Annotated in this window: 11 protein-coding genes; 1 reads left to right on the top strand and 10 read right to left on the bottom strand. The window is 67.2% G+C overall.

The annotated features are described in order from the left end of the window. The 10 genes from ACFDS6_RS04695 to ACFDS6_RS04740 all read right to left on the bottom strand — a co-directional run. A partial coding sequence (locus ACFDS6_RS04695; RefSeq protein ID WP_375270953.1) for a dihydrolipoyl dehydrogenase family protein occupies nucleotides 1-797 on the bottom strand: 797 nt, incomplete at its 3' end. Nucleotides 798-909: 112 nt separating this feature from the next. Next, nucleotides 910-2,202: a 2-oxoglutarate dehydrogenase complex dihydrolipoyllysine-residue succinyltransferase gene (odhB, locus tag ACFDS6_RS04700; RefSeq protein WP_375270954.1), complete on the bottom strand. Its 1,293-nt coding sequence runs from the start codon at nucleotides 2,200-2,202 to the stop codon at nucleotides 910-912. A gap of 26 nt (nucleotides 2,203-2,228) precedes the next feature. Next, nucleotides 2,229-5,198, bottom strand: a complete 2,970-nt coding sequence (locus ACFDS6_RS04705) for a 2-oxoglutarate dehydrogenase E1 component (RefSeq protein ID WP_375270955.1) — start codon at nucleotides 5,196-5,198, stop codon at nucleotides 2,229-2,231. A gap of 137 nt (nucleotides 5,199-5,335) precedes the next feature. Beyond that, nucleotides 5,336-6,220 (bottom strand): succinate--CoA ligase subunit alpha, encoded by an 885-nt coding sequence (sucD, locus tag ACFDS6_RS04710; RefSeq protein ID WP_375270956.1) that lies wholly within the window; start codon nucleotides 6,218-6,220, stop codon nucleotides 5,336-5,338. A 23-nt stretch (nucleotides 6,221-6,243) separates the two neighbouring features. Next, nucleotides 6,244-7,206 (bottom strand): malate dehydrogenase, encoded by a 963-nt coding sequence (gene mdh / locus ACFDS6_RS04715; protein WP_375270957.1) that lies wholly within the window; start codon nucleotides 7,204-7,206, stop codon nucleotides 6,244-6,246. Nucleotides 7,207-7,329: 123 nt separating this feature from the next. Then, nucleotides 7,330-8,424: a cell division protein ZapE gene (gene zapE / locus ACFDS6_RS04720; protein ID WP_375271040.1), complete on the bottom strand. Its 1,095-nt coding sequence runs from the start codon at nucleotides 8,422-8,424 to the stop codon at nucleotides 7,330-7,332. Beyond that, nucleotides 8,424-8,897 (bottom strand): PaaI family thioesterase, encoded by a 474-nt coding sequence (locus tag ACFDS6_RS04725; protein ID WP_375270958.1) that lies wholly within the window; start codon nucleotides 8,895-8,897, stop codon nucleotides 8,424-8,426. Before ACFDS6_RS04725 ends, zapE begins: the two co-directional genes overlap by 1 nt. 107 nt (nucleotides 8,898-9,004) lie before the next feature. Beyond that, nucleotides 9,005-9,787 carry a succinate dehydrogenase iron-sulfur subunit gene (locus tag ACFDS6_RS04730; protein ID WP_375270959.1) on the bottom strand — a complete coding sequence of 261 codons (783 nt, stop codon included), beginning with the start codon at nucleotides 9,785-9,787 and terminating at the stop codon, nucleotides 9,005-9,007. Nucleotides 9,788-9,974: 187 nt separating this feature from the next. After that, nucleotides 9,975-10,568, bottom strand: a complete 594-nt coding sequence (locus tag ACFDS6_RS04735; protein ID WP_375270960.1) for a ClpP family protease — start codon at nucleotides 10,566-10,568, stop codon at nucleotides 9,975-9,977. A 45-nt stretch (nucleotides 10,569-10,613) separates the two neighbouring features. Then, entirely contained in the window at nucleotides 10,614-11,579 is a 966-nt protein-coding gene (locus tag ACFDS6_RS04740) for a C13 family peptidase (RefSeq protein ID WP_375270961.1), read from the bottom strand. A gap of 184 nt (nucleotides 11,580-11,763) precedes the next feature. Between ACFDS6_RS04740 and ACFDS6_RS04745 the strand changes: the two genes are divergently transcribed. Further along, a complete protein-coding gene (locus ACFDS6_RS04745; protein WP_375270962.1) occupies nucleotides 11,764-12,780 on the top strand; it encodes an SDR family oxidoreductase in 1,017 nt (338 codons plus the stop codon). Nucleotides 12,781-12,841 lie beyond the last annotated feature (61 nt).

Raw genomic sequence — 12,841 nt, forward strand, 5'->3', positions numbered from 1 at the left:
AGCACGCAGTCCGCGGTCAGCGTCGTCGCCTCGCCACCCGCGGCGGGCTCCAGCGCCAGCGTCGCGGTCGTGCCGTCCGAGGTGATGCCGGTCACCTTGGTTCCGAGCTTGAACTCGATGCCCTGCTTCTTGAAGATCTTGTTCGAATCCTTGCGGATGTCGCCGTCGAAGCCGGGCAGGATCTGGTCGAGGAACTCGACGCAGGTCACCCTGGCGCCCAGGCGGCGCCATACGCTGCCGAGTTCGAGCCCGATCACGCCGCCGCCGATCACCACCATGTGCTCGGGGACCTTGGGCAGCTCGAGCGCGCCGGTCGAATCCACGATTACCTTCTGGTCGATCTCGACACCCGGCAGTGGGGTGACGGTTGAGCCGGTCGCGATGACGATGTTCTTCGCGGTCACCTTCTGGTCGGCGACGGTGATGGTGTGCGCGTCCTCGAACGCGGCGCGGCCCTTCAGCCACGTCACCTTGTTCTTCTTGAACAGGAACTCGATACCGCCGGTCAGCTGCTTGACCGCGTCGCGGCGCTGGCCATGCATCGTGTCGAGATCGAGCTCGGGCGTTACCTTGATACCCATCTTCGCCATCGCGCCGTTCGCGGCGGCGTCGAAATATTCCGACGCGTGGAGCAGTGCCTTGGACGGAATGCAGCCGACGTTGAGGCAGGTGCCGCCCAGCGTCTCGCGGCTCTCCGCGCACGCGGTCTTCAGCCCGAGCTGCGCGGCACGGATCGCGGCGACGTAGCCACCGGGGCCGGCGCCGATCACCAGCACGTCGTAATCGTATTCAGCCATCGTCTTTCTCCCGGTCGTCGGGCCAGCGTTGGGCTGGCGTCTCGTGCACCGGAAGCGATGCTCCGCGCGGCACGAGACCCCGGCTCGCGCCGGGATGACGCAATAGATGTGGTTACAGGTCGATCAGGATGCGAGTCGGATCCTCGATCGCGTTCTTCAGTGCGACGAGGAAGGTCACCGCCTCGCGACCGTCGATGAGGCGGTGGTCGTAGGAGAGCGCCAGGTACATCATCGGGCGCACGACGACCTGACCGTTCACGACCACCGGGCGATCCTCGATCCGGTGCAGGCCCAGCACCGCCGACTGCGGCGGGTTGATGATCGGGGTCGACATCAGCGAACCGAATACACCGCCGTTCGAGATCGTGAACGTGCCGCCGCGCATCTCGTCCATCTTGAGCGTGCCGTCCTTGGCGCGCCGACCGAAGTCGCCGATCGTCTTCTCGATACCCGCGACCGAGAGGTCCCGCGCGTCGCGAATGACGGGCACGACGAGCCCGCCCGGCGACGACACCGCGACCGAAATGTCGGCGTAGTCGTGGTAGACGATCTCGTCACCCTCGATCGACGCGTTGACGCTGGGGATGTCCTTCAACGCCATCGTCGCGGCCTTCACGAAGAAGCCCATGAAGCCGAGGCGGACGCCGTGCTTCTTCTCGAACAGATCCTTGTACTTGGCGCGTGCCTCGATCACCGCGGTCATGTCGACGTCGTTGAACGTCGTCAGCATGGCGGCGGTATTCTGCGCTTCCTTCAGGCGCTTGGCGATCGTCTGGCGCAAGCGGGTCATCTTCACCCGCTCTTCGCGGCGCGCGGGCGCCGAGCCCGCGTCCGCGCGGCCGGCGGTGGCAGCGCCAGCGTTCGACGTGCCGGCGGCAGGTGCAGCCGCGGGCTTGGACGAGGCTGCGGCGGCGACGTCTTCCTTCGTCAGGCGGCCGTCCTTGCCGGTGCCCTTGATCGTCGCCGGGTCGACGCCGTGCTCGAGCACCGCGCGGCGCACGGAGGGAGAGAGTGCCGCGGGTCCTTCGCCTGCCACCGGCGTGGCGCCGTGATTGCCGTAGCCCCCGGCGGTCGGTGCAGCGCCGCCCTGATCGCCTTCACCCGCGCTCGCGGCGGGAGCCTGCGTCGCGGCCGGCTGCGGCGCGCTGGACTGCGCAGGGGCGCTGCCGCCCGCATCGACGGTCGCGAGCAGCGCGCCGACCTCGACCGTGTCGCCGACCTTGACCGCGTGCTCCCCCATCACGCCCGCGACAGGCGAGGGGACCTCGACCGAGACCTTGTCGGTCTCGAGGCTCGCGATCGGCTCGTCCGCGGCGACCTTGTCGCCCGGCTGCTTCAGCCACTCGCCGACGGTGGCCTCGGTGATCGATTCGCCCAGCGTGGGCACCAGAATTTCGGTTGCCATGATCTATTCCTGTGTTGAGCGAAGGGTCAGGCGCCGGCCGTGCCGGCCTTCTTGGTGGTATCGGCCTCGCGCGTCCGGCGGATTTCCTCGCGCACGCTGTGACCCAGCGCGTCGGCGATCAGCGCGCCCTGCTCGGCCTGGTGGCGTTTCATTAGGCCGGTCGCGGGCGAGGCGGCGGCGGCACGACCGGCGTAGCGCGGACGCTTGACGGAAGAGTTCGCCAGCCCGAGCAATTCCTCGATGAACGGCTCGACGAAGAACCAGTAGCCGTTGTTGCGCGGCTCTTCCTGCGCCCAGATCACCTCTTCGAGGTTCGGCATCCGCGCGATCCGCTCGACCAGCGATTGCGTAGGGAAGGGGTAGAGCTGCTCGACGCGCACGATCTGCGTGTGCTCGTCGCCCGCCGCGTCGCGCGCTTCCATCAGGTCGTACGACACCTTGCCGGTGCACAGCACCAGCCGCTTGGTCTCCGCGTCCGCGGGTGCCGAGGGGTCGGACAGCACGCGGCGGAAACGCGTGTCGCGCTGGAAATCGGCCGCGCTCGACACCGCCAGCTTGTGGCGCAGCAGCGACTTGGGCGTGAAGACGACCAGCGGCTTGCGGAAATTGCGGTGCATTTGCCGGCGCAGCAGGTGGAAATAGTTCGCCGGGGTGGTGCAGTTCGCTACCTGGATGTTGTCGCCCGCGCACGCCTGCAGGAATCGCTCGGGTCGCGCCGAGCTGTGCTCGGGACCCTGGCCCTCGTAGCCGTGCGGCAGCAGCATCACCAAGCCGTTGGCGCGCAGCCACTTGGCCTCGCCCGAGGTGATGAACTGGTCGATCATGATCTGCGCGCCGTTGACGAAGTCGCCGAACTGCGCCTCCCATAGCACCAGCGTCTTCGGGTCGGCGAGCGCGTAGCCGTACTCGAACCCCAGCACGCCGTACTCGGACAATGGGCTGTCCAGCACCTCGAAGCTGCCGTGCTCGACGTTCCACAGCGGCACGTGCTTGTGCTCGTCGTTCTGGTCGACCCAGACGGCGTGGCGCTGCGAGAAGGTGCCGCGGCCCGAGTCCTGTCCCGACAGGCGGACGCCGTACCCTTCCGACAGGAGCGATCCGAACGCCAACGCCTCACCGGTCGCCCAGTCGAAGTTCGCGCCCGAGCGGAACATCTCGCGCTTGGCATCGAGCACGCGCGACAGCGTCTTGTGCACCGAGATCGTCTCGGGGATCGTCGTCAGCAGCCGGCCGATCGCGTCAAACAGCTTCGGCTCGATGCCGGTATCGACGCTGCGGCGCTGGCTGTCGGCGTCGGCGGGTGCGTGGAGCCCCGACCAGCGACCCGCGAACCAGTCTGCCTTGTTGGGCTTGTACGCCGCACCCGCCTCGAACTCGCCTTCGAGCAGCGTGGTGAACTGCTTGACGTTATCGTCCACCCAGGCCTGATCGACCACGCCTTCCTGCACCAGTCGGCGGGCGTAAATGTCGCTGACACCCGGGTGGCTGCGGATCGCCTTGTACATGATCGGCTGGGTGAAGCCCGGCTCGTCGCCCTCGTTGTGGCCGAAGCGGCGATAGCACCACATGTCGATCACGACGTCGCGGTGGAACTTCTGCCGATACTCGATCGCCATCTTGGTGGCAAAGGTGACCGCCTCGGGATCGTCGCCGTTGACGTGGAAGATCGGCGCCTGAACGCCCTTCGCGACGTCCGACGGATAGGGCGAGGAGCGCGCGAACTGCGGGCTGGTCGTGAAGCCGATCTGGTTGTTGATGACGAAGTGGACGCAACCGCCGGTGTTGTAGCCGCGAATGCCCGAGAAGCCGAAGCACTCCCAAACGATGCCCTGTCCGGCGAAGGCGGCGTCGCCGTGGATCAGCACGGGCAGCGACTTGCAATGATCGGTCAAGTCGCCCGCGATCGTCTGGATCGCGCGCACCTTGCCGAGCACGACCGGGTCGGCCGCCTCCAGGTGCGAGGGGTTGGCGACCAGGCTCATGTGCACCTTGTGACCGTCGAACTCTCGATCGGTCGAGGTGCCGAGGTGATATTTCACGTCACCCGAACCGCCGATGTCGTCGGGGTTGGCGCTGCCACCCGCGAACTCGTGGAAGATCACGCGCAGCGGCTTGCCCATCACGTTGGCGAGCACGTTGAGCCGCCCGCGGTGCGCCATGCCGAACACGATCTCGTTGACGCCGGCGGCGCCGCCGTACTTGATCAGGCTCTCGAGCGCGGGGATCATGCTCTCACCGCCGTCGAGCCCGAAGCGCTTGGTGCCCACGTATTTGCGGCCGAGGAATTTTTCCCACTGCTCGGCCTCGATTACCTTGTTGAGGATCGCCTTCTTGCCCTGCGAGGTGAACTCGATTGCCTTGTCCTTGCCCTCCATGCGATCCTGGAGGAAGCGGCGCTCCTCGACGTCGGCAATGTGCATATATTCGAGGCCGACGTTGCCGCAGTAATTCGCGCGCAGCGTGTCGACGACCTCGCGCACCGTCGCCCACTCGAGCCCCAGCGTACCGCCCAGGTAGACGGGCCGATCGATGTCGTTATCGGTGAAGCCGTAATATTCAGTCTTCAGGTCCTCGGGCAGTTCGCGCAGGCCCGACAGGCCCAGCGGGTCGAGGTTGGCCGCCAAGTGGCCGCGCACGCGGTAGGTGCGCACCAGCATCTGCACGCGGATCGCGTCGCCCGCGGCGCGGATGATGTCGTCCTTCGACGGGGCGGGGGCCGCGGCGGCAGCTGGCTTCGCGCCGCCCTTCACGGGCTTGGGCGCGGGCTCCATCTGCGTCGGGTCGAGCGCGGCGGTCAGGTCGTCGGTGGTGGTGAGCGGCCAGCGCTCGTTGGTCCAAGACGGGGTGCTGCCAGCACCCTCCAGCCCCTCGAAGAAGGTGCGCCAGCCCGGCTCGACGCTGTCGGGTGCGGCTTTGTAGCGGGCGTAGAGCGTGTCGATGAACGCGGGGCTTACGCCACCGGCGACGTCGCTGAAATCCTGACCTTCGAAGCCCATCACACACCTCATGTCCCGCCCGCGAAGGGGAAGGGTAGGGCCGGCCACCTGAGAGGCGGCGAGCGGACGAGCGCGGGTGGCCCCAGTTACAAGCGCCCGTCCGTTGTCATGCACCGCCTCGAACGAAGCGGCTTAGCTTAGCCGTTGAGTACTTCGAGCAGCGTCGAGCCGAGCTCGCTGGGCGAGGCCGCGACCTTGATCCCGGCCGCTTCCATCGCCGCGATCTTGCTCTCGGCGTCGCCCTTGCCGCCCGACACGATCGCGCCGGCGTGGCCCATCCGGCGACCCGGGGGCGCTGTGCGGCCCGCGATGAAGCCAGCCATAGGCTTCTTGCGCCCGCGCTTCGCCTCGTCCTTCAGGAACTGCGCCGCCTGCTCCTCGGCGTCGCCGCCGATCTCGCCGATCATGATGATCGACTCGGTCGCGTCGTCGGCGAGGAACAGCTCCAGCACGTCGATGAAGTTGGTGCCGTTGACCGGGTCACCGCCGATGCCGACCGCGGTCGTCTGACCGAGGCCCGCGTTCGAGGTCTGGAACACCGCCTCATAGGTGAGCGTGCCCGAGCGGCTGACGACGCCGACCGAACCCTTGCGGAAGATGTTGCCCGGCATGATGCCGATCTTGCACTCGCCCGGCGTCAGCACGCCGGGGCAGTTCGGGCCGATCAGCCGCGACTTGCTGCCCGACAGCGCGCGCTTGACGCGAACCATGTCGAGCACGGGAATCCCCTCGGTGATGCAGACGATCAGCGACACCTCGGCGTCGATCGCCTCCAGGATCGAGTCCGCGGCGAAGGGCGGCGGCACGTACACCGCGCTCGCGGTCGCGCCGGTGGCGGCAACCGCCTCGTGCACCGTGTTATAGATCGGCAGACCGAGATGCTCGCTCCCGCCCTTGCCCGGCGTCACGCCGCCGACCATCTGCGTGCCGTAATCGAGCGCCGCCTGGGTGTGGAAGCTGCCGGTGTTGCCGGTCATCCCCTGCGTGATGACCTTGGTATTCTTGTCGACGAGGATGCTCATCGGGGGTCCTTTTCGTCAGCCGTTCAGGCGAGCGTGTTGTCGATGCCGCGGCACGCGGTGAGCAGTTCCTTGACCGCATCAACCGATACCTGGAGGTTCTGCTTCGCCTCAACGGACAGCTTGACCTCCACGATCTTCTCGACGCCGCCGGCCCCAATCACGACGGGGACGCCGACGTAGAGGTCGTCGATGCCATACTCGCCCGACAGGTTGGCGGCGGCGGGCAGGATGCGCTTCTGATCGTACAGATACGCTTCCGCCATCGCGATGCCGCTGGTCGCGGGCGCGTAATAGGCCGAGCCGGTCTTGAGCAGCGCGACGATCTCGCCGCCGCCGCCGCGTGTGCGCTTGATGATCTCGTCGACCTTCTCTTTGGTCGAGAAGCCCATCTCGATCAGGTCGCTGACGGGGATGCCGCTGACGGTCGAATATTCGAGCACCGGCACCATCGTGTCGCCGTGGCCGCCCAGCACGAAGGTGTTTACGTCCTTGACGCTGACGCCGAACTCGTCGGCGAGGAAGTGCGAGAAGCGCGCGCTGTCGAGCACGCCCGCCATGCCGACGACCTTGTTGTGCGGCAGGCCGGAGAATTCGCGCAGCGCCCACACCATCGCGTCGAGCGGGTTGGTGATGCAGATGACGAACGCGTCGGGGGCATTGTTCTTGATGCCCTCGCCGACCGCCTTCATCACCTTCAGGTTGATGCCGAGCAGGTCGTCGCGGCTCATGCCGGGCTTGCGCGCGACACCCGCGGTGACGATAATAACGTCCGCGCCCGCGATATCGGCGTAATCGTTGGTGCCGGTGATCGTCGCGTCGAAGCCCTCGACCGGACCGCACTGCGAGAGGTCGAGCGCCTTGCCCTGCGGCACGCCTTCGACGACGTCGAACAGGACGATGTCACCCAAGTTCTTGAGCGCAGCCAGGTGCGCGAGCGTGCCGCCGATGTTGCCGGCGCCGATCAGCGCGATCTTCTTGCGGGCCATTCCATCCCCTCTCGTTGTTACGGTGGATGGCTAGGTCGCCTACGCCCTTTGGCCGCGCGCGACAACCCGCAAAAGGTCGTTGCACGAGATATTAGCGATAACGGCTCGCAATAGCGATAGCCTTTATTCCTGGCCGTGCCCCTGCGTCAAATACGCCTCCGACCGCATCTCTTCCAACCGGCTGACAGTGCGTTCGAACTCGAAACGACCGTCTCCCGCGGGGTAGAGCTGGTCGGGTTGGGCGTCCGCCGCGGCGAGCAGCTTGACCTTGTACTCGTACAGCGCGTCGATCAGGCTGACGAAGCGTGCCGCTTCGTTGCGCATGTCGGGTCCGAGCTGCGGGATGCCGACGACGATGACGGTGTGATAGCGGCGCGCGATGCACAGATAGTCGGCCGGGCCGCGCGCTTCGCCGCACAGCCGCTTGAAGCTGAACACCGCCACGCCTTTCAGCGCCTTTGGCACGTGGAGCGTGCGGCCCTGCACCGACAGCTCCTCGCTCGGCACGTGCTCGCCGTCCTCGGGCGGGTAGTCGGTCAGGCGGAAGAAGGCGGCGGATAGGTCGGCGGTTGCCTCGGCGCCGTTCGGGACCAGCCAGGTATCCTGCTGCCCCAGCCGGTCGCGGCGGTAATCGACCGGGCCGTTGAGCGCGAGCACGTCGAGCCGCTCGCCGATCAGTGCGATGAAGGGCAGGAAATGCTCGCGGTTGAGCCCGTTCTTGTAGAGGTCGGCGGGCGCGCGGTTGCTGGTGGTGACGATCGTCACGCCCGCCTCGATCATCGCGGTGAACAGCCGCGACAGGATCATCGCGTCGGGCGAGTTGGTGACCATCATCTCGTCGAACGCGAGCAGCCGCGCGTCGTCGGCGAGCGCTTGTGCGACGGGCAGGATCGGGTCGCCCGCCTCCTTGCGGCGTTCGACTGCGATGCGGCCGTGTACCTCGATCATGAACTCGGCGAAGTGGATGCGACGCTTCGCGACGACGTCGACTTGGTCGAAGAACAGGTCCATCATCATCGATTTGCCGCGCCCGACGTCGCCCCACATGTAGACGCCCCTGGCCGGGACCGTGCGGCGGCGGAACAGTCCGGTGGTGCGCGGATGCTCCAGCTCGTCGGCGAGCGCGTCGAGCCGGTCGGCGGCGGCGGCCTGCTCGGCGTCGGGGCGCAGCTCGCCTGCCGCGATCAGCGCATCATAGGCGGCGCGGACGTCCGCCATCATCCGGCGCTCGGCTTGCGTACCGTGCCGGAGAACTCGGCCACGGTCATCTCCAGCTGTACCAGCAGCCCGCGGACGAAGATCAGCCGGCGCGTCTCGCGCAGGATCTCGACCTGCGCCTCCAGCGGCTCGCCGACGCGGCCCGCGCCGATGAAGTGGGTGTTGAGGTCCAGCGTGACCGCGGGACCCGCCGCGAGCACGCCGAAGCTGCGCAGCGCGGCGAACAGCGCCACGTCGATGAAGCCGAGCAGCGCGCCGCCATGGACGTTGTTGCCGAAGTTGGAGTGGCGGTGTTCGGGCGTCATGCGGACGCGAGCGAGGGCGTCCTCCTGCCGGACGATAACGTCGCCCAGGAAGGAGTTGAAGCGCGTGTCGTCGCGGAAGCGCCAGTGCATCCAGCCGGGATGGTCGGGATGCTCGTCGAAGAGAAAGGCGCGCGAGGGCTCGGCCTCGCTGTGGTCGCTACGGTCCATTATCGTCCATTCATGCCGGCGGCGGCGGGAACGTGTTCAGGCACGCGCCGCGGCAGGACCGGCATGAACGGCGGAAGGTCAGTCGAAAGTGAGTCCAAGCGGCGTGGTCACACGATCCGCTCGACCTCCATCTTCTTGATCTCGGCGATCGCCTTGGCGGGCGAAAGACCCTTGGGGCAGACGTTGGCGCAGTTCATGATCGTATGGCAGCGATAGAGCCGAAACGGATCTTCCAGCGCGTCGAGCCGCTCGCCGGCCATCTCGTCGCGGCTGTCGGCGAGCCAGCGATACGCCTGGAGCAGGATTGCCGGGCCGAGGAACTTGTCCGAATTCCACCAATAGCTCGGGCACGAGGTCGAGCAGCACGCGCACAGGATGCACTCGTACAGACCGTCGAGCTTCGCGCGCTCTTCCGGGCTCTGCAACCGCTCCTTGCCCGAGGGCGGCGGGGTGACCGTCTGCAACCACGGCGTGATCGAGGCATATTGCGCGTAGAAGTGCGTGAAATCGGGCACCAGGTCCTTGACCACGTCCATCGCGGGCAGCGGCGTGATCTTGATCTCGCCCTTCACGTCCTCGATCGCGGTGGTGCAGGCGAGGCCGTTGCGCCCGTCGATGTTCATCGAGCACGACCCGCAGATACCTTCGCGACACGAGCGGCGGAAGGTGAGCGAGGAGTCCTGCTCGCCCTTGATCTTGATCAGCGCGTCGAGCACCATCGGTCCACACTCGTCGGTGTTGACCTCGAACGTGTCGAAGCGCGGGTTCTCACCCGAATCGGGGTCGTACCGGTACACTTTGAAGTTGCGCATCGTCCCGCCAGGCTGCGGCGATTCGTGCTTGGTACCGCCCTTGATGCGGCTGTTCTTGGGCAGGGTGAACTCGGCCATGCGTCTCGTTCTCGTGTTCGGGCAGGATCGCGGGCGCGAAACACGTCACGATCGCTGGCAGCTCGGATACCGTATCGCGGCGCGTGCCGCAAACAGGGACGGTGTCGTTCCTAGCGCACGTGCGCCAAGGCTCAAGATATAATGCGCCTCGCCCCCGGTGCCAGCGGTCCTCGGAGAAAACGATGCGTCAGATGACGTCGAGCACGAGGCCTAGGTCGCGCGCCTTGCTCGCCTCGATGTACCAATTGTGTGGAGCGCGCTCCTTCAACTCGTCGAGCGACACGCTGGAGCCGCGCACCAGGTCGGCGAAGCCCTCGTCCTGGATGCGGATCGAATCCTCGATCTCGTTGAGCTTAGCATTCAGCACCGGCGATAGCGTGTTGAGCGGGCCGGAGAGCTGGAGCGTCGAGTTCATCAACCGTTCGTGGATCATCAGGCGCGAGTTCTTGGTCAGGAAGCGCTTGTTGACCGGGAAGGCGGACATGAAGGTCGCGCCCGCAGAGTAGACCGCGACCTTGCCGAGAAACAGCGCCTCGCGTCCGGTATATTCGCGCAGCAGTCGAATGGTGTCGCCCATCGCGCGCGCCATCTCCGGATCACCGCCGAGCGTCGTAATCGACACCACCAGCGGACCGTCGGCAGGCGCGGCGGCGAGCCCATCGAGGAATTTGGCGTACATCTGGTCGTCGACCGTACCGTACAGCTGGATGTGGGGACGGGCGAGCAGCGGATAGTTGGTCGCGTTGCTCGGCGTGGTTTCTTGCGAGGCCGGATCGTTCATGGCGCGCTTAGCGTCGGTAACCGCGCAAGGTTCCGCCCGGATCGGCTATTTTGCGCGCAGCAAGGCGATCGCCGGGCGGCCGACCGGCGGGAGCGCCGCTGGCAGATCGCGTTCGAGCACGGCGAGCCACCGCTGCGCGCCCGCACCCACCACGACCTGTGGGCTCGACGCGTCGAGCGCGGCCCCTTTTTCCCAGCTTGCGATCAGGTTCCGCGCCTGCGTGACTGCGGCGGCGAGGGGCTGCGGCTTCCTGAGCGCGGTGTTGATCAGCGCGTCGCCGAAGAAGGTCCAGTCATTGTCGGCCTGGCACCCGAACGACGGTCGATCGGCGGCGGCGGCGGTGACGATCGCGGTCGTGTCCGACGACAGCAAGGGCACGAATACGCCCGAGTAGCAGGCGCTGAGCAGGATCAGACGATTGCGTATGCCCAGCATCGACAATTGGCTCCACAACCTGTTGGGCGACACCGCGCCATAGCCCTGGTCACCGTCGTTGTAATAGAGGCCGAACGGCGCGCCGTGGCTGGTGGTGTAGAGGATCAGGACGTCCTCTGCCGGGTCCATGACCTCCGCGACGCGAGCAAGGGCGAGGTCCAGGTTGCCAGGGCTGCCGGTCGGCAGCTCACTGTCGCGGGTCCCGTCACCGCCGGCGAGCAGGATGACGTGGCCGTCGGCGCGGTAGCGCCGCGCGAGCACCCGCGCCGCTTCGCGCGCTTCGCGTCCGAACACCGGATCGCTGTCGAGCGCGGCGACGATCACGAACGCGTCCACGGTCCCGGCGCGCTGCGGGCGCACGGCGGCGAGCGTGCGCTCTAGCCGGCGATGCTCCGCCAGGCGCCAGCGCGCAGGCCGGTCGCGCTCGACGGTGATGCCCATGTCGGCCTGGACCTGCGTCTCGGTCTCGCTGCCGGCGAAGACCGGGGCGGGAAGGGTGTGGCGGACTGGCTGGTAATGCTGCGCGGCAGCGGCGGACGCGATCAGTGCAACAACGAGCGGCAGAAAAGTGCGCATGCTCAGGTCCCCCGCGAACGGATTAGCCGGCGCGGTGGCACGCGTGTCAAGCGCCTCGGCGGATCAGCGACGATTTGGGCAAGGCACAATCTGGATGAGGTAGTCCGGGTCGGCGGAACTGTCGGCTGACGGAACGCGTGCTCGTCACGATCGCTCTGCTGCGAACAGGTTGGGATAACTGTTCATGTCGTTGCAATTGAAGCCGCTCGCTGAGCAGGTGATCGTCATTACCGGCGCGTCATCGGGGATCGGATTGGTGACCGCGCGTCAGGCGGCGAGTGCCGGGGCGAAGCTGGTGCTGGTCGCGCGGGGCGAGGACGCCCTGGCGCAGATCGCGGCCGAGATCCAGGCGGACGGCGGTGAGGCGTATCACGTCGCGGCCGACGTCGGCGACGCGCAGGCGGTGCAGCGCGTCGCGACCCACGCAGTGGCGCGCTTCGGCCGCATCGACACCTGGGTCAACAACGCGGGCGTGGCGATCTACGGCAAGTTGCTCGACACGCCGGTCGACGAGCACGAGCGGCTGTTCCGCACCAATTACTTCGGGGTCGTCAACGGCTGTGTGGCGGCGGTGCCGCACCTGCGCGAGCATGGTGGTGCGCTGATCACGGTCGCCTCGATCGCGGCGGGTATGCCGAGCCCGCTGATGGGCGCCTATGCCGCCAGCAAGCACGCGGTGAAGGGCTATGTCGACACGCTGCGCGGCGAATTGTTGCAGGAAGGCGCGCCGATCTCGGTGTCGCTGATCCAGCCGTCGGGCATCGACACGCCGGTGGCGGAGCACGCGAGCAATCACGCCGGCGGCAAGGCGCGCATTCCGCCGCTGGTCTACGATCCGGTGCTGGTCGCGAACGCGATCCTGGACGCCGCGACACGCCCGACCCGCAGTGTGACCGTTGGCGGCGCGGGCAAGGCGCAGGTGTTGTTCGCACAGCACGCGCCGGCGCTGTTCGACCGCGTGGCGGCGATCGGCTCCGCGCTGTTCATCGATCAGACGAAAACGCAGCCGCGTCTCGACAATCTGTTCGCGCCGACGCGCGACGGCGTCGAGCGATCGCGCGACCAGAGCGGGAAGGGGCTCAGCCTGTACACGGCAGCGATGCGGCACCCGAGTGCGACACTGGCGGCGGGCGCGGTGTTGGTGGGGGCAGGGCTCTGGTGGCGCCGGAAGGATGGCGAGGCGGCGACACCGGGAGAGTAGAGGAGGGCGGCAGCCTGCTGTGAGAGGCATTTCACGTGAGTCTGCGCGGGTTGATCGGCGT

It is taken from the genome of Sphingomonas sp., from assembly GCF_042095875.1.
GTDB lineage: Bacteria > Pseudomonadota > Alphaproteobacteria > Sphingomonadales > Sphingomonadaceae > Sphingomonas.